The sequence below is a fragment of the Saccharopolyspora sp. NPDC002376 genome (assembly GCF_053593195.1).
This window is the reverse complement of record NZ_JBSFBZ010000036.1, coordinates 14,607-38,484: the sequence shown is the minus strand read 5'-3', so window position 1 is coordinate 38,484 and position 23,878 is coordinate 14,607. Positions and strand designations below refer to the sequence as shown.

Sequence of the window (23,878 nt, the reverse complement as noted above, 5' to 3'; positions counted from 1 at the left end):
CTTACGGTGGCTGCGGGCCTCGCCGCCGCTGTCGGCCGTCAGGGGGAGCCGGTGTCACAAGGTGGCTGGCGGGCACCGAAGATCCGGGGTGACGTATGAGCACTGCGTCTGCGCCGTCGAACCTCGACGAGGTCCACATCCTCTGGACCTCGGAGGGAATGAGCTGTGACGGCGACACTGTGTCGGTGACCAACGCGACGCTGCCCAGCATCGAGGACGTGGTGCTGGGCACGGTTCCGGGGATACCGAAGGTGCATCTGCACAACAAGGTCCTGGCGTACGAGACCGGCGTGGACTTCATGGCCGCGTTCCACCAGGCCGACCGCGGCGAGCTGGGGCCGTTCATCTTGGTGGTGGAGGGCTCGATCCCGAACGAGCGGATCAACGGCCAAGGCTACTGGACGTCCATGGGCAACGATCCGGAGACCGGTGAGCCGCGCACCCTCAACGAGTGGCTCGACCGGCTGGCGCACAAGGCGTGGGCCGTGCTGGCAGCCGGAACCTGCGCCACTTACGGCGGAATCCACGCCATGGCGGGCAATGCGACGGGCTGCATGGGGCTGGCCGACTACTTGGGGGCGAACTTCCGCTCCGCCGGCGGGTTGCCGATCGTCAACGTGCCCGGGTGTCCGGTGCAGCCGGACAACTTCATGGAGACGCTGCTGTGGCTGCTGCACCAGGCCGCCGGGTTGGCACCCACGATCCCGCTGGACGAGCAACTGCGTCCGACGTGGCTGTTCGGCAAGACCGTGCACGAGGGCTGCGACCGCGCCGGCTACTACGAGCAGGCCGACTTCGCCCGCGACTACAACTCGCCGAAGTGCCAGGTGAAGATCGGTTGCTGGGGGCCGGTGGTCAACTGCAACGTGACCAAGCGCGGTTGGATGGACGGTATCGGCGGCTGCCCGAACGTGGGCGGGATCTGCATCGGCTGCACGATGCCGGGATTCCCGGACAAGTTCATGCCGTTCATGGACCAGCCGCCGGGCGGCAGCCTCTCGTCGGCGTTGCTGCGGGGGTACGGCCCGTTCGTCCGGACCATGCGCGGGATCACCAACCACAGCGCGAACCGGGAACCGAAGTGGCGGCACAACCGGGCGAAGCTCACCAGCGGCTACGAGCCGCGTTGATCGAAGCGGAGGTAACGGCCGGATGAGTGCGGAGCAGCGGAATCTCGTCGAGGTGGAGTTCGATCCGATCACGCGGATCGTCGGGAACCTCGGCATCTACACCAAAGTGGACTTCGACAACGACGAGGTCGTCGAGTGCCGCAGCACCTCGTCGGTGTTCCGCGGGTACAGCGTGTTCATGAAGGGCAAGGACCCGCGCGACTCCCACTTCATCACCAGCCGGATCTGCGGGATCTGCGGGGACAACCACGCGGTGTGCTCGATCTACGCGCAGAACATGGCCTACGGCGTGAAGAGCCCGCCGCTGGCCGAGTGGATCGTGAACCTGGGCGAGGCCGCGGAGTTCATGTTCGACCACACCCTCTTCCAGGACAACATGGTCTTCGTCGACTACTGCGAGAAGATGGTGTCGGAGACCAACCCGTCGATGTTGCGGCGGGCCGAGCAGACCGAAGCGCCGCGCGGGGACGTCCACGGTTACCGGACGATCGCCGACATCATGCGGTCGTACAACCCGTTCGAGGGCGAAACCTACAAGGCCGCGCTCGCAGTGTCGCGCGTGACCCGGGAGATGTGCTGCCTGATGGAGGGCAGGCACGTGCACCCCTCGACGCTCTACCCGGGCGGGGTCGGCACGGTCGCCACCCCGCAACTGTTCACCGACTACCAAGTGCGGTTGGTGCGGGTGCTCGACTTCATCAAGCGCGCGGTCGCGATGAACGACGACGTGTTCGACTTCTTCTACGAGGCGCTGCCCGGATACGAGGAGGTCGGCCGGCGGCGCACCATGCTGGGCTGCTGGGGTTCCTTCCAGGACCCGGACGTCGTCGACTACGACTACCGGAACATGACCGAGTGGGGCCGCGCGATGTACGTGACCCCGGGAATCGTGCTCGACAACGAGTTGCTCACCACCGATCTCGTCGACATCAACCTGGGCATGCGCATCTTGCTGGGCAGCTCCTACTACGAGGACTGGGTGAACGAGCAGACCTTCGTCACGCGGGATCCGCTGGGCAACCCCGTCGACCAGCGCCACCCCTGGAACCAGACGACGCTGCCCCAGCCGCAGAAGCGCGACCTCGACGGCGGCCGGTACAGCTGGGTGATGAGCCCGCGCTGGTACGACCGGCGCACCGGGGATCACCTGGCGCTGGACACCGGGGGCGGCGCGATCGCGCGGCTGTGGTCGACCGCGCTGGCCGGGCGGGTCGACACGCCTTACGTGCGGTCCACCGGGCACAGCGTCCAGATCGACCTGGGCAAGGGGCAATCGACGCCCGAGATGCAGTTGGAATGGACCCCTCCCCGGTTCCCCAACACGCTGGAACGCAACCGGGCCCGGATCTACTTCGTCGCCTACGCGGCCGCGATGGCGCAGTACTTCCTGGACCGCGCGCTGGCGGAGGTGCGGAGCGGGAACACCAAGGTGTTCGAGGACTTCGACGTTCCTGACGAAGCGATCGGGGTTGGTTTCCACGAGGCGGTTCGGGGTGTGCTGTCGCACCACCTGGTGATCAAGGACGGCAAGATCGCCAACTACCACCCGTACCCGCCGACGCCGTGGAACGCCAGCCCGCGCGACAGCTACGGCACGCCGGGGCCGTACGAGGACGCGGTGCAGGGAATGCCGATCTTCGAGGAGAACGGACGCGAGAACTTCAAGGGCATCGACATCATGCGCACGGTGCGCAGTTTCGATCCGTGCCTGCCTTGCGGCGTGCACATGTACCTGGGTGGCGGGCGCGTGCTGAAGCGCACGCATTCGCCGATGTTCGGAGCGGGTGCCTGACCATGCCTTGGGACGACGAGCAGGTCCGCGACGAGATCGAGCGCGCCGAGACCTTGCTGTCCGACCTGGAACCCGGGGCCGAACCGGTCGCCGGCGCGCACGCGATCGAGGCCGTGCAGGCCGTCGTGGGCCTGTACGGGGAGTGCCTGGCGCGGATGGTGAAGTACGCCGAGCAGTCCGGGCATCCCGACCTGGTGCGTGAGTTCGCGCGCGACGAACTCGTGTCGCACCTGCTGCTGGTGCACGACCTGCACCCGGTCGGTGTCGAGGACCGGATCGGTGAGGCGCTGGCCGAGGTGCGGGTGGCATTCGGCGTCGAGTCGCTCCAGCTGCTCGACGTGCGGGCCGGCGTGGCCGTGATCCAGGTGGCGGTCCGGGGCTGCCAGTCCACGGCGGCGCAGCTGCGTCAATCCGCGCGGGAGGTGGTGCTGGCGGCGGCGCCCGAACTCGACGATGTCGAGATCCGGGCCGTGGCACCGGAGCCATCGACCGTGATCCCCGTCGAGGACCTGTTCCCGGCCGGTGAGCGGTGATCACAATGCCTTCGACGCTGCGGAAATTCGCCCACCGCCGGCCTCGGACACCGACCGGATCGGCGCAGCGCTGCGACCTCTGTTCGGACGAGCTGGCGGAGCAGCACCGCCACGTGCTCAACACCGAAACCGGGGCGCTGTCGTGCGCCTGCCCGGCGTGCGGTGTGCTGTTCGACCACCACGCCGCCGGCGGTGGCCACTACAGGCTCATCCGATCGCGCCCGCGGCTGCTCGCGGGGTTCGAGCTGGACGACCTGCGGTGGGCGAGTTTCGGCATTCCCGTCGGGCTGGCGTTCTTCGTGCACAGCGAAGAGAACGATCGGGTCACTGCGTTCTACCCGAACCCCGTCGGCACCATGCGGTCCGACGTCGATGCCGACAGCTGGCAGTCGCTGGTCGAAGTGAACCCGAAACTGTCCTCAATGGACAGTGGTGTCGAGGCGCTGCTGATCGACCGGTTGCACGACCGGACGTCGGCGTGGCTGCTCCCGCTGGACGAGTGCTACCGGCTGGTGGCCCTCCTGCGCACGCACTGGCGCGGCTTCAGCGGTGGCAGCGAGGTCTGGCGGCAGGTCGACGAGTACTTCGCACGCCTGCGAGCAGGCAGATCCGGAGGAGGCGAACATGATCGAAGTCGGTAAACCGCAGGTGCGCCGCGATGCCCCGGCGCACCTCCCGGGCGTTTCGCAGGGCAACAGCGTCGGGAACTACGAACGCCAGCCTGGGCATCGACCGGACGGAACCGCGACGGCCCGCAGGTCCACCGGGATATGCGCGGGCCAGCGCAACCCGATCCTGTCGTCGATGCCGAACCTGTCGCCGGCTTGACTGCTCCCTGCCTTAAAGGGCGGGGATTCCCTTCCGGCTCGCGCCGGAAAGTTCCTGCTTCACGGCCGGTCGCCCCGTCCGGGAGGTTTCCCGTTGAGGTCTTACACCTGCTCCACAGGCCGAAACCGCCAGCCCGGCGGCCAGAATGTTCTTGGCAGCGTTGATGTCCCGGTCATGCCGAGTGCCGCAGCCGTTGCACGTCCATTCACGGACGTTGAGCGGCATGCTCTCGGCGAGCGTGCCGCAGTGGGAGCACGTCTTGGAGCTGGGAAACCAGCGGTCGATCACGACCAAGTCCCGCCCGTACCAGGCGCACTTGTACTCCAGCATCGACCGCAAGTCGGCCCACGACGCATCACTGATCGCGCGCGCCAGCTTGCGGTTCTTGACCATAGTGCGCACGGACAGGTCTTCGATCACGACCGTTTGATTGTCACGGACGAGTCGAGTAGTGACCTTGTGCAGATGGTCCCGGCGCCGGTCAGCGATCTTCGCTTGAATCCGGGCAACCTTGATCCGAGCCCTTGCCCGGTTGTTGCTGCCCTTCTCCTTGCGGGCGAGCTCCCGCTGAGCTTTCGCGAGGCGGGTGCGTTCCCGGTCGGAGTGCTTGGGGTTGGTGATCTTCTCTCCGGTGGACAGCGTCACCAGCGAGGTGATCCCGGCGTCCACGCCCACCGCGTTGGTGGTGGGTTCATGGTGATCCACCGTGGTTTCCACGAGCATCGACACGAACCACCGGTCCGCGCGGTCCCGCGACACCGTCACCGTCGAAGGCTCCGCACCTTCCGGGAGAGGGCGGGACCACACGATGTTCAGCGGCTCAGACATCTTCGCCAGCGTCATTATGCCATTGCGGTATTTGAACGCGGACTTGGTGTACTCCGCCGACGCCCGCGACTTCTTGCGGGACTTGAAACGTGGGTACTTCGCACGCTTGTCAAAAAACGCCGTGAACGCACCCTGGAGATGCCGGAGCGTCTGCTGCAGGGGCACGCTCGACACCTCAGGCAGAAACGCCAAGTCCCCGGACTTCTTCCACGCGGTGAGCATGGCCGAGGTTTCGTTGTAGTTCACCCGGCGTTGCTCGGTGAACCACGCGCGGGTCCGGGCGTCCAGGGCGAGGTTGTAGACCTTGCGGACGCACCCGAACGTGCGCAGCAACTCCTGCCGCTGCGCATCAGTCGGGTAGAAGCGGTACTTGTACGCCCGCTTCACTTGCGTCCTAGCCATCGCTCACTACTTAACATGTCAACTCGTAAGACTCGGTCTCGGGTGGTCACCGAACAACACTCGGGATCGGCTCCTCCCCGACCTGAAGGCCGGGGTATCCGCCGATTGGGGACCTGATGACCGCACCGGAGCTGTCCTTCGCCATCACCGGGGCGGAGCCGGCACGCCTGACCGCGGTGCCCACGCTGCACTTCGAGCTCGACATCCACCGGCGGAGCGGCGGTCCGGTGCGCTCCATCACGCTGACCACGGCGATCCGCATCGCACCGGCCCGCCGCCGCTACGAGCTCGCGGAGCGAAACGAACTCGCCGAGCTGTTCGGCGCCCCGCAGCGGTGGGCGACGACGCTGCGCCCGCTGCCCTGGACGCGGCTGACCACGGTCGTCGGTCCGTTCACCGACCGTGTCGCGGTGCCACTGTCGGTCGCCTGCACCGATGATGTCGAACTCGCCGTCGCCAAGTACTTCCACGCGGTGCGAAACGGTCCGGTGCCGCTGGATTTCCTGTTCAGCGGCACGATCTTCCACCTGGGACCGGACGAACGGCTGCAGACGACGCAGATCGACTGGTCCCGGGAGGCCACCTTCGAGCTGGCGGCGCAGCGGTGGCACGAGGCCCTCGGCGACACTCGTTGGGTGCGGATCACGCGGAGCAGCTTCTCGCACCTGCACGACTACCGGCGCGCCTGTGCCTTCGGCACCTGGGACGAGACGATCGCCTCGCTGTTGCGCAACGCCGAGCAGGACGCGTCGTGACGGCGGGTTCTGTGCCAGGCGTCGGGACGCGGGTCAGGCTGCGGCCGTCCCGGCGGGCCGACATCGTCGACCTGGCGCTCGCTGGCAAGCTCGCGGAGGTCGACGGCGTCGAACGCGGTGCGGACGGCCGGATCTACGTGGCCGTGTCGTTGCTCGGTGACACCGCGGTGGACCTCGGCTCGATGAGCCAACTCGGCCACCGCTTCTTCTTCGACCCGGAGGAACTCGAACCGCTGCCGGGAGGTATCGCACGCCGGGTTCTGGTCGCTGGTGTGGGCGACGTCTTCAAACCCGCTGAGCGAGGCGTGAGCGCGGTCGTGGAAGCCCTTCGAGGACGCGATCTTCCGCAAGGAGTCCGCGTCGCGGACTTCGGCCTCCGACGGCATGATCTGCTGCGCGCGCTGGAGGACTACGACGCCGCGATCGTGCTGTCCGCGGACCTGGGATCGGGGGATCTCGGTCCACCGCCCGCGTGGTTGAACCCGGGTCGCTGCGCGCAGATCACCGTGGTCGGTTGCGGTGTGGACTGTGCCGAGAGCGAGGACCGCGTCCTCGAAGTTGTGATGTCCGTTGTGGACGATCTCGTGGAGAACGCCGGATCGGGGGAAGGGGTCGGCGATGAAGGATGAAATATGCATTCAGCGCAAGGCGGTCTGCGCGGTGTTCGGAACGCTTGCCGTGGTCGCTCTGGTGGTGCTCGTGCGGCAAGTTCCCGCGCTGGCGCGATACCTGAAGATGACCCGAATGTGATTGCGGGACACGCAGATCGAGTTGTTGCGGTATCGAGACGCCCTTATAGTCTGTTTTTGATCCTTTGCTACTGATGCGCCGTCAGGCGCATAGCCCACCTAGGCAACTTGCACCGCTGCGGGTTCTCAGCGTTCGCCTGGCGAGGACGGCCCGACTGCCGTGGATAGGCATACACAAAGTCGGGCACCCGGAGTCCAGGCGGGCGCTGAGGTTCCGCTACTGGCACCGCCACGCAAAGCGAGTTCGAAAACAGGTTCTTAGCGTGGGTGCGCCGCATGACTGCTAGTGAGGATGTGACCTCGATGCCGTGGTCCGAGGAAGCTGCGGCGCGTGCCGTCGACGAGATCTTCGAACGACGGGTGCCGCCGCTGCAGGCGCTGGTGGGAGACGCCGAGCGGGTCGCGCGGGCGTGCCACGCGATGGCCACCCGGTTCCACTCGGGCGGCAAGCTCATCGTCTTCGGCAACGGTGGCCCGAGCACGGATGCCCAGCACGTGTCCGTGGAGTTCGTGCACCCGGTGATCGTGGGCAAGCGGGCGCTGCCGGCGATGTCGCTGACTGCCGATGTCGCGACCGTGACCGGGGTGGCCATCGGCGAAGGCATGGACGAGGTGTTCGCCCACCAGCTCCGCTGCCTCGCCGAGCCGCAGGACATCGCGCTGGGCCTGTCCACTGACGGCAACTGCGGGAACGTCCGGCGCGGCCTGGCCGAAGCCCAGCGGCTGGGGCTGCTCACCGTCGGTCTGGCGGGCGGCGACGGCGGCGGCATGGCCGACGACGCGGTCGACCACGTGCTGATCGCGCGGTCGCGGGATCCCCGCGTCGTCAAGGAGGTGCACGTGACCACGTACCACGTCTTGTGGGAACTCGTGCACGTGTTCTTCGAACACCCGGGCGCGCTGCGGCAGGCGGTGAGCGCGTGAACGCCGAGGAGCGAACCTGCCCCGGGGATTCCTGCGTGACCTGCTCGGACGAGGCCGTGCCGGTCCGGGTGCTGCGGCTGCTGGACGACGAGTTCGCCGCAGTGGCCACCGAAACCGGTGAGGAAGTGGTCAGCGTCGCCTTGGTCCCGGCTCGTCCTGGTGACGTGGTGCTGGTCCACGCCGGTGAGTCGATCGCGATCGTGGAGGAGTGACCGCCGTGGATGCAGACACCGATGCCGTCGCATCGCTCTACCCGTTCTTGTTGGCCTCGGACGGCGACGTCGACGCGGTGCTGGACGAGGTGCGGAAGTCCACGGAGGACAAGGCGCGCGAGATCATGGGCCTGCGCGAGCAGGTCAAGAGCCGCTACCGCGCCGAGATCGTCGCTTGCGCCTCGGCGATGGCCGCGCGCTTCGCCGCCGGCGGGAGACTGCTGACCTTCGGCAACGGCGGCAGTTCCACCGATGCCCAGGACCTGGCCAGCTTGTTCCTCAGCCCGGGGCGGCCGGCGCGCCCCCTCCCGGCGATCGGGTTGACCAGCGACATCGCAGTGGTCACCGCCCTGTCCAACGACATCGGTTTCGACGTTGTGTTCGCCCGTCAGATCGGTGCCTTCGGTCGCCGGGGCGACATCGCGGTCGGCCTGTCCACCAGCGGCAATTCCGCGAACCTGCTGGGCGCCTTCGCGGAGGCCGCGCAGCGCGGCCTGCTCACCGTGGGCATCGCCGGCGACAAGGGAGGGCGGATGGCGGAATCCGAGCACATCGACCACCTCTTCGTGGTGCCTTCGGCGTCGGTGCACCGCATCCAGGAAGCGCAGACGACGCTGTACCACGCCCTGTGGGAGATGACCCTGATGGCATTGGAATCGGAGGGAGCCGCCGATGTGCCTGGCGATCCCCGGTGAGGTCCTGGAGATCCTCCCGGACCGGCCGGACCTGGCCAAGGTCGAGGTCAGCGGCGTGCGCCGCAACATCAACATCGGTCTGCTCGACCCACCGCCGGAACCGGGCGAGTGGATTCTGATCCACGTCGGCTTCGCTTTGTCCACAATAGACGAACATGAGGCCCGTGCGGTGCTGGAGTTTCTGGAGAGCCTGGGGCAGACCTACACCGACGAGATCGACGCGCTGCAGGATTCGCGCATCGAGTGACTGGGGGTTCGATGCGATTCGTCGACGAGTACCGGGACGCGGACAAGGCGCGGGCGCTGGCGGCCGAGATCGCGGCGCTGTGCGAGCCGGGACGCCAGTACAAGTTCATGGAGGTCTGCGGCGGGCACACCCACACCATCTACAAGCACGGCATCGAGGACTACCTGCCGGAGAACGTGTCGTTGGTCCACGGGCCGGGGTGTCCGGTGTGCGTGATTCCGATGGGGCGGGTCGACGACGCCATCCACATCGCGCGCCAACCCGACGTGCTCATGACCTCCTTCGGGGACATGATGCGGGTGCCGGGCAGCGGTGGGAACTTCTTCGACTCCAACGCCGAGGACACCAACATCCGCATGGTGTACTCGCCGTTGGACGCGCTGAAGCTCGCCCGGCAGGACCCCGACCGGCAAGTGGTGTTCATGGCCATCGGGTTCGAAACCACCGCGCCGTCGACGGCGATGACGCTGCTGCGTGCCGAGCAGGAGGGGCTGGAGAACTTCTCCGTGTTCGGCAACCACGTGACGATCATCCCGGCGATCAAGGCGATCCTGGACTCCCCGGACCTGCGGTTGGACGGGTTCCTCGGGCCGGGGCACGTGTCCACGGTGATCGGCTGCCGGCCCTACGAGTTCATCGCCCGCGACTACGGCAAGCCCGTGGTGGTCGCGGGATTCGAGCCGCTCGACATCATGCAGTCGATATACCTGCTGCTCAAGCAGTTGGCGGAGGGGCGCTGCGAAGTCGAGAACCAGTACAAGCGCGTGGTGTCGTGGGACGGCAACAAGACCGCGTTGGCGGCGATCGCCAAGACGATGGAGCTGCGCCCGTACTTCGAGTGGCGGGGGTTGGGCTTCATTTCCCACTCCGCGCTGCGACTGCGCGACGCCTACGCGAAGTTCGACGCCGAGCGGCGCTTCGACCTGCCCGGCGTGCGGGTGGCCGATCCCAAGTCCTGCCAGTGCGGAGAGGTGCTCAAGGGCGTCCTCAAACCTTGGGAGTGCAAGGTATTCGGCACCGCCTGCACCCCGGAGACGCCGATCGGCACCTGCATGGTCTCGCCGGAAGGCGCCTGCGCGGCCTACTACAACTTCGGGCGGTTCAGCCGGGAACGGGTCAAGGAGGCGAGCCGGACGTGAGCACCGAACACCAAGTGGGCCTGAGCGACCCCGAGCAGCAGGTGCTCGACCGCATCGAGCGGGCCCGCCGTCGCAAGCCGAAAGTGCGGGAGGAGCGGATCACCCTCGCGCACGGCTCCGGCGGGAAGGCCACGCAGACACTCGTCGAGGCGGTGTTCCTGGAGGCGTTCCGCAACGAGCTGCTGGAACCGCTCGAAGACGGCGCGGAACTGCCGGTGGACGGCCACCGGTTGGCCTTCACCACCGACTCGTTCGTGGTGTCCCCGCTGTTCTTCCCCGGTGGCGACATCGGCGACCTGGCCGTGAACGGCACGGTCAACGACCTCGCGGTCTCCGGCGCGACGCCGCGTTACCTGTCGGCGGGTTTCCTGCTGGAGGAGGGTTTCCCGGTCGCTGACCTGACCCGGATCGTCGAATCGATGGCGGCCGCCGCACGGGCGGCCGGCGTGCAGGTGGTGACCGGTGACACCAAGGTCGTGCAGAAGGGCAAGGCGGACGGCTGCTACATCAACACCTCGGGCGTCGGCGTGCTGGCCACCGGCCACCGGCTCGGGATCGGCACGGCGCGCCCGGGGGACGCGGTCCTGGTCTCGGGGCCGATCGGCGATCACGGGGTGACCGTGATGCTCGCCCGCGGTGAGCTGGACATCGACTCCGACGTGGTCTCCGACACCGCACCGGTGCACGGGCTGGTCGCGGCCGTGCTCGCGGCGGTGCCGGAGGTCCGGGCGCTGCGCGACGCCACTCGCGGCGGGGTCGCGACGGTGCTCAACGAGATCGCCCGGGCCGCGGAGGTGGCCGTGGTCGTGGACGAGGCCGCGGTCCCGGTGCGAACCGAAGTCCGCGGTGCGTCTGAACTGCTGGGGATCGATCCGCTCTACGTGGCCTGCGAAGGGCGCATCGTCGCGGTCGTCCCGGGGGAGCACGCGGAGGCGGCGCTGGCGGCGATGCGCTCGCATCCGATGGGGGAGCAAGCCGCGCTGATCGGGCGAGTCGGGGACGATCCGCCGGGGCTGGTGCTGTTGAACACCACATTCGGTGGTACCCGGATCGTGGATCTGCTGGTGGGCGATCCCCTGCCGCGGATCTGCTAGGCGTGCACGAGCTCGGCATCACCCAGAGCATCGTGGACGCGGTGCTGGCGGCGGTCGACGACCCGGCGATCAAGTCCGTCCACCTGGAGGTCGGGAGGCTCTCCGGCGTGGTGCCCGACGCGATCCGGTTCTGCTTCGAGCTGGTGGCCGAGGGCACCCGGCTGACGGGCGCCCGACTGGACATCGTCGAGCCCTCCGGGCGCGGTGAATGCCGCTCGTGCGGGGCGGAAGTCGAAATGGACGACTTGCTCGCGAGCTGCCCGTGCGGAGGCGTGGACCTCGCGGTGGTCGCCGGGCAGGAACTCAGGATCAAAGCAGTGGAGGTGGGGTAGATGTGCGGTACGTGCGGCTGTGATGAGGACACGTCTCGGACGGTTGTCCTCGAACAACAGGTGTTGGCCAAGAACGACGGCCTCGCCACCGAGAACCGGGATCTCCTGCGGGCCAAGCGCATCGCTTTGATCAACCTGATGAGCTCGCCCGGCTCCGGCAAGACGAGCCTGCTGGCCCGCACCGCGCGCGAGTTCAGCGGAGCCCCGGTGGCGGTCGTCGAGGGCGATCAGGAGACCGGGCTCGACGCGGCCCGCCTGCGCGACAGCGGCTGCCCGGTGGTGCAGATCAACACCGGCACGGGCTGCCACCTGGACGCCACCATGCTGGCCGACGGGCTACGCGCGCTGGAACCGCCGAACGGATCGGTGGTGTTCGTCGAGAACGTCGGGAACCTGGTGTGCCCGGCGCTGTTCGACCTCGGTGAGAGCGCCCGGGTGGTCCTCGCTTCGGTGACGGAGGGGGAGGACAAGCCGCTGAAGTACCCGCACATGTTCAGCTCGGCGAACCTGGTGCTGTTGAACAAGATCGACCTCCTACCGCATCTCGACTTCGACGTGGACCGCTTCGTCGAGGCGGCGACGAAGGTCAACCCGCACGCCCAGGTGCGGCAGCTGTCGGTATCGACCGGGAAAGGCCTCGACGACTGGTACACCTGGCTCGCCACCCAAGACGTCTCGGAGCCGTGAGTGTTTTGGGTTGCTATAGCAGCCCAAAGCACTCACGGGCACCTATTGCCGGAGCTCAAGCGCTAACGCCGCTGTCGGCACAGTGTCCCTGCGATGGCGGCTTGTCCCAGGCTGATACCGCCGTCGTTGGCCGGGACCTGAGAATGCAGCAGTACTCGGAAGCCGTTGCGATGCAGCATGTCCACGACGCGGTGCAGCAGCAGCACGTTCTGGAAGACTCCGCCGGAGAGCGCCGCGGTTCCGATTCCGGTGGACTGCCGAAGCCGAACGCAGACCTCCACCACGGCGGCCGCCAGGCCGTTGTGGAATCGCGCCGCGATCATCGGCACCGGTGTTGCGACGAGCAGGTCGTCCACGACCGAACGGACCAGGTCCGTGCCGCGCACCCGCAGCACCGGCCCGTCGCTGATCGACACCGGGTAGCGCCCCGATTCGTCCTCGGCAGCCAGCTGTTCGAGCTCGATCGCGGCCTGACCCTCGTAGTTGATCGCATCCCGCACCCCGACGATCGCAGCGACGGCGTCGAACAGCCGCCCGGCGCTGGAGGTCGGCGGCGCGTGGTGGCCGTCGCGCGCCAGCGCGGCAACCTCTGTCCACTTCGGATTGCGCTGCAGCACTTCGAGGTCAGCGCGCAGAAGGCCGCTCTCGGCTAGGTAGGAGACTGCTGTCCGCCAGGGCTGTTTGATGGCCGTCGTCGCACCCGGCAGCGGAACCGCCTCCAGGTGGCCCAACCGCCGGAAGCCGGTCAGGTCGGCGACCAAGAACTCCCCGCCCCAGATGGAGCCGTCGGTGCCGTAGCCCGTCCCGTCGAACGCCACCCCGAGCACCGGGCCGCGCTCGCCGTTGTCGGCCAGGCAGGACGCGATGTGGGCGTGGTGGTGCTGCACTCCGATCAGCTCGACGTCGTCGAGCGCCACGGCGTACTTCGTCGACAGGTACTCCGGGTGCAAGTCGTGGGCGACGACCTGCGGCTCGATGTCGAAGAGCTGCTGGAAGTGCGCGATTCCGCTGGTGAACGAACGCAGCGTGGCGTAGTTCTCCAAGTCGCCGATGTGGTGGGACGGGAAGACGTGTTCGTCCTTGCCGACGGCGAAGGTGTTCTTCAACTCGGCGCCGCAGGCCAGCACCGGTCGTGGGAACGACCACGGCAACACCACCGGTTCCGGAACGTAGCCCCGGGACCGCCGCACGAGCATCGGGTGCCCGTCGAAGACCCGGGTCACCGAGTCGTCGGTGCGGATGTGGATCGGCCGGTCGTGCGTCAGGAAGGCGGTGGCGACGTCGCCCAACTGCTCCAACGCGTCGTCGTCCAGGTATGCGATCGGCTCATCGGAGATGTTTCCGCTGGTCAGGACGATGGGGTGGGGGAATCGGCGGAGCAGCAGGTGGTGCAGCGGGGTATAGGGAAGCAAGACGCCGAGTTGGCGGTTCCCGGGCGCGATGCTCGGTGCGATCGGGGCCCCGGGCAGCCGGTCGAGCAGCACGATGGGCCGGCGCCTGGAGGTGAGCAATGCCTGCTCGGCGTCGTCGATCGAGCACAGCGCACGCGCCTGGTCCACCGAAGCGACCATGACCGCGAAGGGCTTGTCCTCGCGGTGCTTGCGCTTGCGGAGCATCGCTGCCGCATCACCGTTGGTCGCATCGACCGCCAGGTGGTAGCCGCCCAGTCCCTTCACCGCGATCGCTTCGCCGCGCGTCAAGGCCGCTGCCGCTTCGTCCAGGGGATCACCCCGCCGGGGCACGCCATCGCGGTCGGTGAACCGCAGCCGCGGACCGCAGCCGGGGCAGCACACCGGCTGGGCGTGGAAGCGGCGGTTCGCCGGATCGTGGTACTCATCCTCGCACCGACGGCACAACGCGAATCCGGACATCGTCGTGTTCGGACGGTCGTACGGCACGTCCCGCACGATGGTGAACCGCGGCCCGCAGTTGGTGCAGTTGGTGAACGGGTAGCCGAACCGCCGATCCCCGGGATCGGCGATCTCGCCCGCGCAGTCGGCGCAGGTCGCGGTGTCGCTGGCGATCATGGTCGCCCGCTGCCCGACGGCATCGCTCTCGACGATCCGAAACCCCGCTTCCAGCGGGCCGGCGGCATCGGTGACCGAGATCCGCGCGACCTCAGCCAGCGGTGGGGGCTCCTCCCGGAGCCTGCGGAGGAATTGCCGCACCTCCGGCGCCGCGCCCGCCACCTCGATGAACACGCCGTGCACATCGTTGCCGACGTGTCCGCTCAAACCCAGGTCGGTCGCCACCGAATAGACGAAGGGGCGGAAACCGACGCCCTGCACGATTCCCGCAACCCGAACGCGTTTTCTGACCAAGTCGTCCACTGCACCAGTCTCGACCGGCGAATCTCTCGCCGCATTCGCTGCTTCCCCCATGTGGGCTCGGCTCAGCGGCGCTGCGTCCTCGCTGCCGTTTGCCAACGCCTGCGGCTGATCCACCGGCTCATCCATCCATTGTGGACTTCTGTGGTGCTGGCAGCGGTCGCGCTCGCCGTGGTGCTGTGGAAGAACATGCGCGTGCGCCGTGCGGAACGCGTCGAATCCGGCGAAACCACCGTTGCGCGGAGTGAGCAGGAGAGCTGGCCGAGGCCGTCAGGTGCCGGCGTCTACTGTGGCGGTGTGGCCAGCGCTGACCTCGATGACGTCGTTGCGGGCTCCTACGGCGGTGCGGACGGGCTTGACAGCGAGATCCTCGACCGCCTGGAGTCGGTGGCCGGCGCCGAGCGCGAGCACGGTCCGGCCAGCACCGTCGCGATCAAGCTGCGCAGCGACCTCGCCGGCGCTTACCAGGGAGCAGGCTGGGTCGAGGACGCCATCGCCCTCTTCCAGCAGGTGGTGGCCGATCTCGGGCAGCTGGGCGACTGCGACCGCGAGGACATGGCCATCGCGCAAGGCAACCTGGGCTCCGCATACGACGACGCCGGGTGTCTCGACGAGGCCAGCAGGCGTACCGGCTGGACGAGGCGATCGGGCTCTACCTGGAGACACTGGACACCGCTGACCGCGTGCTCGGGCCCGAGGACCGGCAGACGTTAGCGCTGCAGGTCGGCCTCGGTCGTGCCTACTACGCGGCGGACCGCATGGACGAGGCGTTACCGCCTCGCTGGAGCTCACTGCTCGGAGAGATGTCCGAGTATCAGGTGTACTGCTCCGGGCGGTCGACCAGCCGGTCGAGCTGCTCGACCGAGTCGTTCCGGCCGGCCTCGACGGCCAGTGCGCGCAACCTGCTCTCGTCGGGTTCGGGGAACAGCCGGGGCAGGCTTTCGCCGTATCACGGTGGGATTCGGTCGTCCACCTGGAAGTCGTGACTGTTGATGTAGGTCGTTCTCGGCGCGGGTCCCTGACTGACTCATCGTGATCAACCTGTCCACCGCTACGGCGAGCGCACTCCGAACGTCGGAACGCGCCGCGCCAGGGCCGCGGTGTGCGACTACGGACCGCGAACGAACTGGCCCCGTCCGGCGGTCATCACCGCGAAATGCCCTTTGGAATATTCAGGCTGCCGATCACCACATGAGGTGAGATCGGGCATTTCCGAGTTGCACGCCGTTCTGGGCGCGATATGTTTTGACTCGTCCCGCTGATGCGGGATTTCTCGAATCCCAAGCAGGAGTCCGCACGGCCGATGCGTGCCGCATTGCGGTGCGGATTCCGCCCGCTCGAAAAAGTTATTACGAAAGGGTTTTCAAATGCGTTCTGCCAAGCGCGTCATCGCTGTCACCGCCCTGGGTTTGCCGCTGCTGTTCGGTGCTCCGGCCATGGCTTTTGCCGGCGGTCACGACGGGGACGGCGGCAAGCCCTGCCACTCCAAGAAGTGCCACGAAGAAAGCCAGAGCCAGATGCAGGACCAGGACGCCAGCACTGAGCAGTCCAACAGCAACGAGTCGCCGATCTACCAGTGGAGCGTGGGCAGCAAGGGCGACCAGACCGCGGTGAACTGGGTCGATCAGGACAACACCAGCTCCACCGAGCAGAGCGCCGGTGCTTGGGAGTTCGACGACTGAGGTCGCACTGACCGCCACTGAGTCAGCACAGTGGCAACAGCTGCTTGGTCCGGCGACCAGATCGCCGGACCAAGCAGCTTTTCCACGTGCAGTCCGCCGAAGCGAAGCCGCGGATCAGTCCTCGTCCTGAACCTCGGCTTGGTCTTGCTCGGTGTCGTTGGCGTTGTTCTGGTTGGTCCAGGTCATCGCGTTCTGATCGCCTTTTCCGCCCACGCTGATCTGGTAGATCGGCGAGACGTTGATGTTGTTCTGCACCGTGTGGTTCTGCGCATCCTGCGACTGGATCTGCTTCAGGATCTCCGATGCCTTCGGCGGCTTCGCCGGACCGTTCCCATCAGCGGCCAGCGCCGGGACCGCGGCTCCCATCAGCAGTGGAAGCCCCAAAACTACCGTGGCGAGCGCGCGCTTCGCGGTGAGCATGGATCGTTTCCTTTCGTAGCAATTCACTTCACATCCCCGGAATGATGGCGGCAGGAATATGCCATGTGCATTCCGGGTGCCCAGCTCGAGAAATGGGCATCAGGAACCTATCGGGATCCGGTGGCCCGTGCGGGCAGCGACACCGATGATCACTCCAAGTGATGATCGAGAACCCGCGCCTCGGGATGCCCGAACGGCGTTTCACAGGCATACCAAGGAAGACGGCCGCACCCGACTCGAACGGCTCACCTAGTTCGGTGGCCCCGCCGAACTCCGTCCAGCTGCCGGACACCGGCACTCGCGGCTGGTGTAGGGGATTTCCTTAGCAGGGTCGGGGAGTTCCTGCCTCCTGGGTAGGGAAGCACTAGTTGTTGTCGGGGTCACACGAAATTAGCGTACCCGGAACGCCGCCGTACGCCGTTTTCGGCAGGCTGACAACACCACTGGATTGCAGAGGGCGTTTGCCGATGACCGACGAATTGTTGCCCGAGACGCGGAAATCGTACCGTTACGAGTGGTACGTGGTGGTGGTCTGCATGATCGCCTACGTCTTCTCCTTCGTCGACCGGCAGATCCTGTCGCTGATGATCGAGCCGATCAAGCGCGACCTGAACCTCACCGACACCCAGTTCAGCCTGCTCAACGGGCTGGCGTTCTCCCTGCTGTACTCGTTCATGGGATTGCCGATCGCGCTCCTGGCCGACAAGCGGTCCCGGCCGCTGATCATTTCCATCGGCGTTGCCTTCTGGAGCCTGGCCACCGCGCTTTCCGGCCTCAGCAAGGGATTCGTGCACATGTTCATGGCGCGGATCGGGGTGGGCGTCGGCGAAGCGGCGCTGTCGCCCGCGGCGTATTCGATGTTCAGCGACATGTTCCCGAAGAGCAAGCTCGGACGGGCTTACGGCATCTACTCGCTGGGTTCGTTCATCGGCGGTGCGGCCGCGTTCATCATCGGCGGCTACGTCATCAACCTGCTCAAGTCGGTCGACACCGTCGCGCTGCCGCTGGTCGGCGAGGTGCGGGCCTGGCAGTTGACGTTCCTGATCGTCGGGCTGCCCGGCTTGCTGCTGGCGTTGCTGGTGTTCCTGACCGTGCGCGACCCGGGCCGCAGGGGACTCAAGCACAACGCCGACGGCGGCGTTCAGAAAGTCACGCTGCGCAACGTGTTCGCGTTCCTGTGGAGCCACCGCAAGACCTTCGCGATGCACTACCTGGGATTCTCGCTCTACGCCCTGGTGCTGCTGGGGATGATGGCGTGGACCCCGGCGTTCTACATGCGCGCTTTCGGGCTGAGCCCCACCGAGACCGGCTACCTGCTGGGCGTCGTCGTGCTGGTGGCCAATGGCAGCGGGGTGCTCTTCGGCGGCTATTTGATCGACCTGCTGGCCAAGCGCGGGTACTCGGACGCCGCGATGCGCACCGGGGTGATCGGCGCGGTGGGCATGACGGTCCCGGTCATCGCGTTCACGCAGGTGGGGAACCTGTGGGCGTCGCTGGTGCTGCTGGCGGTGGCGATGTTCTTCGCCTCGTTCCCGATGCCCGCCTCGACCGCCGCTATGCAGGTGCTCAGCCCCAACCAGATGCGCGCCCAGGTGTCGGCGATGTTCCTGCTGATCTCGAATCTGATCGGCCTCGCGCTGGGCACCACCCTGGTCGCGCTGGTCACCGACCGGGTCTTCGGGGACGAGAAGATGGTCGGCTCGTCGCTGTCCATCGTCTACGGTCTGGCGTCGGTGGTGACCATTCTGCTCCTGTGGCGCGGTTGCAAGCACTTCCGGCACAGCCTCTCGCGTGAAAAGCTGCTCGCGGAGCAGCGCGACGTCGTGGCAGCCAGCTGAATTCCGACACGAGAAGGGTTCGACGAGTTGAGAATTGCAGTCCTCGGAGGCGGGCACGGTTGCTGGGCCGCAGCAGCAGAACTCGCCGAGAACGGCCACAACGTGCAGTGGTGGCGACGCGACGCGGCGGCGCACCAGGCCCTCAGCGCGGCAGGCGCCATCACCGTCCGCGACCACCGCGGCACCCGGCAGGTGCCGGTGGGCGACGCCGACGGCGCGATCCGGCCGGTCACCGACCTCGCCGAGGCGGTGCGCGACGCCGCGCTGATCGTCATCCCGCTGCCCTCGACCACCCACCAGGACTTGGCCGAGCGGCTCGCCCCGCTGCTGGCCGACGGCCAGGTGGTCTTCCTGCCGCCGGGAACCCTCGGTTCCGTGCTGTTCGGCAAGGCGATGGTCGACGCGGGCAACTTCGCCGACGTCGCCTTCGCCGAAACGGGCACGTTGCCGTACCTGGCCCGCAAGCACGGCAGCACCGAGGTGGTGGTCAGCGGATATGCGACCCGCCTGCCGACCGGGATGTTTCCGAGCCGGCTGGCGGAGGAGGCGTTCGGCGTGCTGCGCGAGGCCTACCCGAGCGTCGAGAACTCGGAGGACGGGCTCAGCGGCGCCTTGATGAACGCCGGGCCGATCATCCACCCGCCGCTGATCATGATGAACGCCGGTCCGCTGGAGCACTTCGACGCCTGGGACATCCACAACGAAGGCACCCAGCCGTCGATCCGCCGGGTCACCGACGCGCTGGACGCCGAGCGCATCGCGCTGCGCGAGGCACTCGGCTACCAGGCCCCGCACTTCCCGCTGGCCGACCACTACGCCGTCGACGGCGAGGAGTGGATGTACGGCCGAGCCGCGCACGAGAAGCTGACCGACAGCGGTGACTGGCGGGAGAAGATCGACCTGCTCAGCCACCGCTACATGCTGGAGGACACCCGGCTGGGCCTGTCCCTGCTGGTGTCGGTCGGCCGATGGGCGGGCGTGCCGACCCCGGTCGCGCACGGCCTGCTGAGCATGGCCTCTGCGATCACCGGCCGCGACCTCTACGCCGAGGGACGCACGCTGGAGAGCCTGGGACTGGCGGAGCTGTCCCGGGACGACCTGGCGCAGCTGCTGAGGGAAGGGTTCAAGTCGTGACCGACGAGATCGCGGTGGTCGGTGCCGGCCGGATGGGCGAGGGCATCGCGCTGGCCTACTTGGCAGCGGGCCTGCCGGTGGTGCTCGCCGACGTCAAGGAGCGCACCGACGACGAGCGCCGCGCCTACGGCGAACGCGTCCGCGAGCGCTTGGCGGAGCAGTTGCGAGCCAAGCTCGGCGACGACGCGGCACTGGCGGGATTGACGGTGTGCGGCCGGGAATCGGCGAAGCTGGCCGACGCGGCCGTGGTGTTCGAGGCGGTGCCGGAGGTCATCGAGGTGAAGCGGGACGTGCTGGCCTGGGTCTGCACCCAGGTCGGCGAGTCCGCGGTGATCGCCTCGACCACCTCGACGTTCCTGGTCACCGAGATCGCCGAGCTGGTCGACAGGCCAGGCCGCGTGGTCAACGCCCACTGGCTCAACCCCGCCGACCTGATGCCGCTGGTCGAGGTCAGCCGCAGCGAGGACACCGACCCGGACGCGGTCTCGACGCTGACCGAACTGCTCGAGCGCATCGGCAAGGTCCCGGTGGTGTGCGGCGCCTCGGCGGGCTACATCGTGCCGCGGCTGCAGGCGCTGGTGATGAACGAGGCCGCCCGCATGGTCGAGGAGGGCGTGGCCAGCGCGGCGGACATCGACCTGGCGGTCCGGGCAGGCCTCGGCCCGCGCTTCTCGGTGCTCGGCCCCCTGGAGTTCATCGACTGGGGCGGCGGTGACATCCTCTACTACGCGTCCCGCTACCTGAAGGCGCAGCTCGGCGACCGCTTCCAGCACCCGGACGTGATCGAGCGGAACATGTCGACCAACCGCCGAGGCCTCCAAGACGGAACCGGCTTCTACCACTACGACGCCGACGGAGTCCCGGACTACCGAGCAGCGCGAATGCGCGAGTTCGAAGAGATCTTCCGCCTCCGAGAACCAGAACTCCGCAACGGCACCCCAGTACCAACCCAACCAGAGGACTGAACAACAACGACCCCGATGCGGTGAAAGCAGGCTGCACGTGCAGGGCGGCAACGTGTGGTCGTTCGCCGTCGCTGAAGGTGACGCCGAGGTCTCCGAGCCCACGACCGTTCCCGGTGACGTGGTCGGACGGGAACTGCTCGAGATGATCCCGGCAGCCGCGAAGCCGGAGGACGAAGGTGCGTTCCTGGAGCAGCTGGTTGCCGAGCGCCGGGTGGTCATCCGGTTGAAGGTGGACCGGCTGTACGGCACGGCACTCGACATCGACAGCTAGGAGCTGTCAGGTCTGTTCTGGTCACAGCTACGCGTCCGCCTCGTTCTGGAGCTGGGTGACCATCCGCGGAGGACTGCTGTGTCCACAGTGGATCGGACGTCGATGTGCGTTGGTCCCCAGCGCTGCGGCGGCTCACCGATGAGGTGGAGGAATTCGGCTGGCCCGGCAGGTGCGGTGACCGTTCGACTGCTCATGAGTGACGAAGTGCCCTGATCCCGGGTGTCGCGCATGCCGCAGTCTGGACGAGATCCGGTACAGGGGAGGGGGCGATCGGGATGGCTCGCAAGCCGGTGGTGGTGGGTTACGACCTGACGGAATCGTCCCGCCGGGCGGTGTGGTGGGCGGCGCGGGAGGCCTCCAGCCGGCGTCTGCCGCTGCTGCTGGTGCACGTGCTCACCTGGCCGTTCGAGGAGCACGTTCGGATCGTCGTGCCGGGCGAGGGGGATGTGCTGGAGCCGCTGCAGGACATCCTGCGGCGGGAGCTGGGTGCGCTGGTCGAAGGCTGCCGGGAGATCGACCCGCAGCTCGAGGTGCGCGACGAGATGAAGTTCGGGGATCCGGCCGAGGAGTTGGCCGAGCTGGCGGAGGACGCAGAGCTGCTGGTGCTCGGTGGGCCACGCATCGAGGTGGAGCTCGGGGTGCTGGGCTCGACCTCGGCGGAGTTGCTGACCCGCCGCACCGGGGCCCCGGTCGCAGTGGTTCGCGGTGTTCGCGAGGAACCGAACTACGGGGCGGTGGTGGTGGGCGTCGACGGGTCGGCGCACAGTCGTCAGGCCATCGCTTTCGCTTACGAGTTCGCCTCGCGCCACGGCAAGGAGCTGGTCGCGGTGCACGCATGGAGCGACCTGCCGCTGGATCCGTACACGTGGATGGAGCACTGGGAGCTGCCGTGGGGCGAGGTGCGGGAGGAAGCCATGGAGGTGCTCGCTTCGTGCCTGGCCGGGTGGGACGAGCACTATCCCGACGTCAAGGTGCGGCGTGCGGTGAGCCCGGAGAAGCTGCCGATGCCCTGCTCCGGGAAGGGCAGGATGCGGCGCTGGTGGTGGTGGGCAGTCACGGCAGGGGACTCATCCGCCGCACGCTGCTCGGTTCGGTGAGTCACGCGGTCGTCAACCGGGCCCAATGCTCGGTTGCAGTGCTGCGCGCGAGGTGAGTTGTTCACGAAGTCGCCGTCGCGTTGCGGACGACGGCCACCGGGCACTGCGCGTGGTGCAGCACGCCCGCCGCGACCGAGCCCAGCAGGAGCCCGGTGAAGCCGCCACGCCCGCGGTGCCCGACGACTAGCAGACGGGCGTCTTCCGCTGCGGCGGCCAGCTCCGCCACCGGGTGTCCGCGTTGCGCGACTCGGCGGACCGGCACGTTCGGGTGGGAATCGGCCCAGCCCGCCAGCTGCTCGGACAGGTCTCGCAGCGTTTCGTCCTGCAGTTCGACCAGTTCGTGCTCCATGGGCGGCACGACCGGTGCGGACTCCGCGAATTCCCACACCTGCACGGCCACGAGCTCGCACTCGTACCGGGCAGCGGAATCGAACGCGTACCGCAGCGCGCCACTGCTGTACGGGGAGTTGTCCAGCCCGACCACCACCGGCCCGCTGCTGCGGTGCTCCCGGACCACGACGACCGGGCATCGCGCGTGCGCGGCCACTTTGGCGCTCACCGAGCCCAGCAGCGTCGCGGCCAGGACGCTGCGCCCGCGCGAGCCGACCACGATCAGCTCCGCGTCGTCGGAGCGCTCGATCAGCACGTCCGCGGGGGCGCCGTGCGCGACCTCCGACGTGATCTCCAGGTTCGATCGGCTGCTGGCGAAGCGGTCCTCGACCGCCCTGACGATTTGCCACGCTTCGTCGGCAGCGCGCCGATCGCCGATCACCACCACGAACCGCACCTGCTCGGCGTTCCGGAGCTCGGCCTCGTCAACAGCCCACATGGCGACTGCCAGCGACGTCGGAGAACCGTCCACGCCGACGACCACTCGTCCACTCGATCCCATGCCAACCCTCCACCGCGTCGCGGACGGACCAGTTCACCTCGGGTACCCGGATCGAGTTCGGTGCATGAGCCGTTGGGGTCGTTCAACTCTGACCACGCACTCCGGCGCAGCGTGCGATGTCGTTCTGAGCGGAAGCGCCGTGCTGCCCGCTTGAGCGGCGTCTTCTGATGAATTCGGGCGCGGAGGCAACCCCGTTGGGCGCGGTGCGTCTTTGTTGTTGAGAAAGCGGTGAGGGAACCGCTGATACGACTGGGGAAAAGGGGAGCACCATGCTCAAGCGCCACCGCATGGCGACTGCAATGACCGGCGTTCTTGGTGGAGCACTGCTGATCACCAGCTGCGGAGCAGCCTCCGCGCTCCCGTCAGCGCCCGGAGGTGACGTGGGCAATGCCAGCGCGGCCTTTGCCGGGGACATCGGCACGTCGAACTGCTCGGAAGCCGACTTCATCGCTTCCGCTTCACCTGTGGAGGGCGAGCCCGGCAGCTTCATCGTGACGTTCGGGAACCGGTCGGACAAGGTCTGCACGATCAACGGTGGTGTGCCCAACCTCCACGGGGTGGACATGACGAACTCGCCGATCGAGGAGCTGCCGGTGGAGGACGTGCGGCTTCCTGACGCGCCCAAGGGGTTCACGCTTCAGCCGGGCGACGTCGTGTACGCGGGCATTGGAACGGTCCAGGGCGACAGCGGCGACCCGAACTCGTACGTGCTCACCGGGTTCCAGGCCTCGTTGCCGGACATGCCCGACGAGCAGAATGTCCACATCATCAGCGACGGGCTGGTCAAGCTTGCCGCGAAGCAACTGCGAGTCAGCTCGCTGGTGTCCAACCCGGACGAGCTGACGCACTGAAACCGTTGTGAAGACTGAAGATTCGGGATCTTGACGCATCGAGACCGATCGATG

The 23,878-nt window shown here is 67.6% G+C and carries 29 protein-coding genes and 1 pseudogene; 26 read left to right on the top strand and 4 right to left on the bottom strand.

Annotated features, from left to right (window positions below; translation table 11 throughout):
• Positions 1-95 precede the first annotated feature (95 nt).
• The 5 genes from ACWCO2_RS22900 to ACWCO2_RS22880 are packed head-to-tail and all read left to right on the top strand — an operon-like array spanning position 96 to position 4,283.
• Positions 96-1,130: an NADH-quinone oxidoreductase subunit B family protein gene (locus ACWCO2_RS22900; protein ID WP_450129792.1), complete on the top strand. Its 1,035-nt coding sequence runs from the start codon at positions 96-98 to the stop codon at positions 1,128-1,130.
• Between the two features lie 22 nt (positions 1,131-1,152).
• Positions 1,153-2,922 (top strand): nickel-dependent hydrogenase large subunit, encoded by a 1,770-nt coding sequence (locus ACWCO2_RS22895; RefSeq protein WP_450129791.1) that lies wholly within the window; start codon positions 1,153-1,155, stop codon positions 2,920-2,922.
• A 2-nt stretch (positions 2,923-2,924) separates the two neighbouring features.
• Entirely contained in the window at positions 2,925-3,455 is a 531-nt protein-coding gene (locus ACWCO2_RS22890; protein ID WP_450129790.1) for a NifU family protein, read from the top strand.
• Positions 3,456-3,460: 5 nt separating this feature from the next.
• Complete coding sequence (locus ACWCO2_RS22885) at positions 3,461-4,096, top strand: DUF5947 family protein (protein WP_450129789.1); 636 nt, start codon at positions 3,461-3,463, stop codon at positions 4,094-4,096.
• Positions 4,080-4,283, top strand: coding sequence for a hypothetical protein (locus tag ACWCO2_RS22880; protein WP_450129788.1), 204 nt, complete (start codon positions 4,080-4,082; stop codon positions 4,281-4,283). The genes ACWCO2_RS22885 and ACWCO2_RS22880 overlap by 17 nt, the downstream gene beginning before the upstream one ends.
• Positions 4,284-4,295: 12 nt before the next feature.
• On the opposite strand, the gene ACWCO2_RS22875 is transcribed toward ACWCO2_RS22880, so the two are convergent.
• Positions 4,296-5,513, bottom strand: a complete 1,218-nt coding sequence (locus tag ACWCO2_RS22875; protein ID WP_450129787.1) for an RNA-guided endonuclease InsQ/TnpB family protein — start codon at positions 5,511-5,513, stop codon at positions 4,296-4,298.
• Positions 5,514-5,629: 116 nt separating this feature from the next.
• Between ACWCO2_RS22875 and ACWCO2_RS22870 the strand changes: the two genes are divergently transcribed.
• The 11 genes from ACWCO2_RS22870 (at position 5,630) to hypB (ending at position 12,347) form a co-directional block, all read left to right on the top strand.
• Positions 5,630-6,268, top strand: a complete 639-nt coding sequence (locus ACWCO2_RS22870) for a DUF6084 family protein (protein WP_450129786.1) — start codon at positions 5,630-5,632, stop codon at positions 6,266-6,268.
• Positions 6,265-6,897 carry a hypothetical protein gene (locus tag ACWCO2_RS22865; protein WP_450129785.1) on the top strand — a complete coding sequence of 211 codons (633 nt, stop codon included), beginning with the start codon at positions 6,265-6,267 and terminating at the stop codon, positions 6,895-6,897. The genes ACWCO2_RS22870 and ACWCO2_RS22865 overlap by 4 nt, the downstream gene beginning before the upstream one ends.
• On the top strand, positions 6,887-7,018 hold the full coding sequence (locus tag ACWCO2_RS22860; protein ID WP_450129784.1) for a DUF6893 family small protein: 132 nt from the start codon (positions 6,887-6,889) through the stop codon (positions 7,016-7,018). The genes ACWCO2_RS22865 and ACWCO2_RS22860 overlap by 11 nt, the downstream gene beginning before the upstream one ends.
• A gap of 302 nt (positions 7,019-7,320) precedes the next feature.
• A complete protein-coding gene (locus ACWCO2_RS22855) occupies positions 7,321-7,941 on the top strand; it encodes a D-sedoheptulose-7-phosphate isomerase (RefSeq protein ID WP_450129829.1) in 621 nt (206 codons plus the stop codon).
• The gene (locus ACWCO2_RS22850) at positions 7,938-8,153 is read left to right on the top strand and encodes a HypC/HybG/HupF family hydrogenase formation chaperone (RefSeq protein WP_450129783.1); all 216 of its coding nucleotides are present in this window, start codon (positions 7,938-7,940) and stop codon (positions 8,151-8,153) included. The genes ACWCO2_RS22855 and ACWCO2_RS22850 overlap by 4 nt, the downstream gene beginning before the upstream one ends.
• A complete protein-coding gene (locus ACWCO2_RS22845; protein WP_450129782.1) occupies positions 8,150-8,848 on the top strand; it encodes a D-sedoheptulose-7-phosphate isomerase in 699 nt (232 codons plus the stop codon). Before ACWCO2_RS22850 ends, ACWCO2_RS22845 begins: the two co-directional genes overlap by 4 nt.
• Positions 8,826-9,095, top strand: a complete 270-nt coding sequence (locus ACWCO2_RS22840; protein ID WP_450129781.1) for a HypC/HybG/HupF family hydrogenase formation chaperone — start codon at positions 8,826-8,828, stop codon at positions 9,093-9,095. Before ACWCO2_RS22845 ends, ACWCO2_RS22840 begins: the two co-directional genes overlap by 23 nt.
• An 11-nt stretch (positions 9,096-9,106) precedes the next feature.
• Positions 9,107-10,234 carry a hydrogenase formation protein HypD gene (gene hypD, locus ACWCO2_RS22835; RefSeq protein ID WP_450129780.1) on the top strand — a complete coding sequence of 376 codons (1,128 nt, stop codon included), beginning with the start codon at positions 9,107-9,109 and terminating at the stop codon, positions 10,232-10,234.
• Positions 10,231-11,328 carry a hydrogenase expression/formation protein HypE gene (gene hypE / locus ACWCO2_RS22830; RefSeq protein WP_450129779.1) on the top strand — a complete coding sequence of 366 codons (1,098 nt, stop codon included), beginning with the start codon at positions 10,231-10,233 and terminating at the stop codon, positions 11,326-11,328. The genes hypD and hypE overlap by 4 nt, the downstream gene beginning before the upstream one ends.
• A 2-nt stretch (positions 11,329-11,330) precedes the next feature.
• A complete protein-coding gene (locus tag ACWCO2_RS22825; protein ID WP_450129778.1) occupies positions 11,331-11,660 on the top strand; it encodes a hydrogenase maturation nickel metallochaperone HypA/HybF in 330 nt (109 codons plus the stop codon).
• Complete coding sequence (hypB, locus tag ACWCO2_RS22820) at positions 11,661-12,347, top strand: hydrogenase nickel incorporation protein HypB (RefSeq protein WP_450129777.1); 687 nt, start codon at positions 11,661-11,663, stop codon at positions 12,345-12,347.
• Positions 12,348-12,409: 62 nt separating this feature from the next.
• On the opposite strand, the gene hypF is transcribed toward hypB, so the two are convergent.
• Entirely contained in the window at positions 12,410-14,728 is a 2,319-nt protein-coding gene (gene hypF, locus ACWCO2_RS22815; protein ID WP_450129828.1) for a carbamoyltransferase HypF, read from the bottom strand.
• Positions 14,729-14,818: 90 nt separating this feature from the next.
• On the opposite strand from hypF, the gene ACWCO2_RS22810 reads away from it, so the two are divergent.
• The 3 genes from ACWCO2_RS22810 to ACWCO2_RS22800 all read left to right on the top strand — a co-directional run bounded on the left by ACWCO2_RS22810 (position 14,819) and on the right by ACWCO2_RS22800 (position 16,356).
• On the top strand, positions 14,819-15,388 hold the full coding sequence (locus tag ACWCO2_RS22810; RefSeq protein WP_450129833.1) for a tetratricopeptide repeat protein: 570 nt from the start codon (positions 14,819-14,821) through the stop codon (positions 15,386-15,388).
• Positions 15,277-15,660, top strand: coding sequence for a tetratricopeptide repeat protein (locus ACWCO2_RS22805; RefSeq protein ID WP_450129776.1), 384 nt, complete (start codon positions 15,277-15,279; stop codon positions 15,658-15,660). The genes ACWCO2_RS22810 and ACWCO2_RS22805 overlap by 112 nt, the downstream gene beginning before the upstream one ends.
• Before the next feature lie 381 nt (positions 15,661-16,041).
• The gene (locus ACWCO2_RS22800; RefSeq protein ID WP_450129775.1) at positions 16,042-16,356 is read left to right on the top strand and encodes a hypothetical protein; all 315 of its coding nucleotides are present in this window, start codon (positions 16,042-16,044) and stop codon (positions 16,354-16,356) included.
• A gap of 114 nt (positions 16,357-16,470) precedes the next feature.
• Here the strand turns inward: ACWCO2_RS22800 and ACWCO2_RS22795 are convergent, their stop codons facing one another.
• A complete protein-coding gene (locus ACWCO2_RS22795; protein ID WP_450129774.1) occupies positions 16,471-16,776 on the bottom strand; it encodes a hypothetical protein in 306 nt (101 codons plus the stop codon).
• A 467-nt stretch (positions 16,777-17,243) separates the two neighbouring features.
• Between ACWCO2_RS22795 and ACWCO2_RS22790 the strand changes: the two genes are divergently transcribed.
• The 6 genes and pseudogenes from ACWCO2_RS22790 (at position 17,244) to ACWCO2_RS22765 (ending at position 22,137) form a co-directional block, all read left to right on the top strand.
• Positions 17,244-18,614 (top strand): spinster family MFS transporter, encoded by a 1,371-nt coding sequence (locus tag ACWCO2_RS22790; RefSeq protein ID WP_450129773.1) that lies wholly within the window; start codon positions 17,244-17,246, stop codon positions 18,612-18,614.
• Positions 18,615-18,641: 27 nt separating this feature from the next.
• Complete coding sequence (locus ACWCO2_RS22785; RefSeq protein WP_450129772.1) at positions 18,642-19,748, top strand: NAD/NADP octopine/nopaline dehydrogenase family protein; 1,107 nt, start codon at positions 18,642-18,644, stop codon at positions 19,746-19,748.
• Positions 19,745-20,713, top strand: coding sequence for a 3-hydroxybutyryl-CoA dehydrogenase (locus ACWCO2_RS22780; RefSeq protein ID WP_450129771.1), 969 nt, complete (start codon positions 19,745-19,747; stop codon positions 20,711-20,713). Before ACWCO2_RS22785 ends, ACWCO2_RS22780 begins: the two co-directional genes overlap by 4 nt.
• A gap of 37 nt (positions 20,714-20,750) precedes the next feature.
• Positions 20,751-20,984, top strand: coding sequence for a hypothetical protein (locus ACWCO2_RS22775; protein WP_450129770.1), 234 nt, complete (start codon positions 20,751-20,753; stop codon positions 20,982-20,984).
• Between the two features lie 275 nt (positions 20,985-21,259).
• Positions 21,260-21,904: pseudogene (locus tag ACWCO2_RS22770) on the top strand (universal stress protein); the annotation flags it as partial.
• Positions 21,820-22,137, top strand: coding sequence for a universal stress protein (locus tag ACWCO2_RS22765; RefSeq protein ID WP_450129827.1), 318 nt, complete (start codon positions 21,820-21,822; stop codon positions 22,135-22,137). The pseudogene ACWCO2_RS22770 and the gene ACWCO2_RS22765, both read left to right, overlap by 85 nt.
• Before the next feature lie 5 nt (positions 22,138-22,142).
• Here ACWCO2_RS22765 and ACWCO2_RS22760 read toward each other — a convergent pair whose 3' ends face one another.
• A complete protein-coding gene (locus ACWCO2_RS22760) occupies positions 22,143-22,973 on the bottom strand; it encodes a universal stress protein (RefSeq protein ID WP_450129769.1) in 831 nt (276 codons plus the stop codon).
• A 287-nt stretch (positions 22,974-23,260) separates the two neighbouring features.
• Between ACWCO2_RS22760 and ACWCO2_RS22755 the strand changes: the two genes are divergently transcribed.
• Entirely contained in the window at positions 23,261-23,824 is a 564-nt protein-coding gene (locus tag ACWCO2_RS22755; RefSeq protein WP_450129768.1) for a DUF4232 domain-containing protein, read from the top strand.
• Positions 23,825-23,878 lie beyond the last annotated feature (54 nt).

Bases quoted from the DNA above. Each gene is read 5' to 3' on its own strand.
- ACWCO2_RS22900 (WP_450129792.1), top strand. From the start codon at position 96: ATGAGCACTGCGTCTGCGCCGTCGAACCTCGACGAGGTCCACATCCTC.
- ACWCO2_RS22895 (WP_450129791.1), top strand. From the start codon at position 1,153: ATGAGTGCGGAGCAGCGGAATCTCGTCGAGGTGGAGTTCGATCCGATC.
- ACWCO2_RS22890 (WP_450129790.1), top strand. From the start codon at position 2,925: ATGCCTTGGGACGACGAGCAGGTCCGCGACGAGATCGAGCGCGCCGAG.
- ACWCO2_RS22885 (WP_450129789.1), top strand. From the start codon at position 3,461: ATGCCTTCGACGCTGCGGAAATTCGCCCACCGCCGGCCTCGGACACCG.
- ACWCO2_RS22880 (WP_450129788.1), top strand. From the start codon at position 4,080: ATGATCGAAGTCGGTAAACCGCAGGTGCGCCGCGATGCCCCGGCGCAC.
- ACWCO2_RS22875 (WP_450129787.1), bottom strand. From the start codon at position 5,513: ATGGCTAGGACGCAAGTGAAGCGGGCGTACAAGTACCGCTTCTACCCG.
- ACWCO2_RS22870 (WP_450129786.1), top strand. From the start codon at position 5,630: ATGACCGCACCGGAGCTGTCCTTCGCCATCACCGGGGCGGAGCCGGCA.
- ACWCO2_RS22860 (WP_450129784.1), top strand. From the start codon at position 6,887: ATGAAGGATGAAATATGCATTCAGCGCAAGGCGGTCTGCGCGGTGTTC.
- ACWCO2_RS22855 (WP_450129829.1), top strand. From the start codon at position 7,321: ATGCCGTGGTCCGAGGAAGCTGCGGCGCGTGCCGTCGACGAGATCTTC.
- ACWCO2_RS22840 (WP_450129781.1), top strand. From the start codon at position 8,826: ATGTGCCTGGCGATCCCCGGTGAGGTCCTGGAGATCCTCCCGGACCGG.
- hypD (WP_450129780.1), top strand. From the start codon at position 9,107: ATGCGATTCGTCGACGAGTACCGGGACGCGGACAAGGCGCGGGCGCTG.
- hypB (WP_450129777.1), top strand. From the start codon at position 11,661: ATGTGCGGTACGTGCGGCTGTGATGAGGACACGTCTCGGACGGTTGTC.
- hypF (WP_450129828.1), bottom strand. From the start codon at position 14,728: ATGGGGGAAGCAGCGAATGCGGCGAGAGATTCGCCGGTCGAGACTGGT.
- ACWCO2_RS22800 (WP_450129775.1), top strand. From the start codon at position 16,042: ATGCGTTCTGCCAAGCGCGTCATCGCTGTCACCGCCCTGGGTTTGCCG.
- ACWCO2_RS22795 (WP_450129774.1), bottom strand. From the start codon at position 16,776: ATGCTCACCGCGAAGCGCGCGCTCGCCACGGTAGTTTTGGGGCTTCCA.
- ACWCO2_RS22790 (WP_450129773.1), top strand. From the start codon at position 17,244: ATGACCGACGAATTGTTGCCCGAGACGCGGAAATCGTACCGTTACGAG.
- ACWCO2_RS22765 (WP_450129827.1), top strand. From the start codon at position 21,820: ATGGAGCGACCTGCCGCTGGATCCGTACACGTGGATGGAGCACTGGGA.
- ACWCO2_RS22760 (WP_450129769.1), bottom strand. From the start codon at position 22,973: ATGGGATCGAGTGGACGAGTGGTCGTCGGCGTGGACGGTTCTCCGACG.
- ACWCO2_RS22755 (WP_450129768.1), top strand. From the start codon at position 23,261: ATGGCGACTGCAATGACCGGCGTTCTTGGTGGAGCACTGCTGATCACC.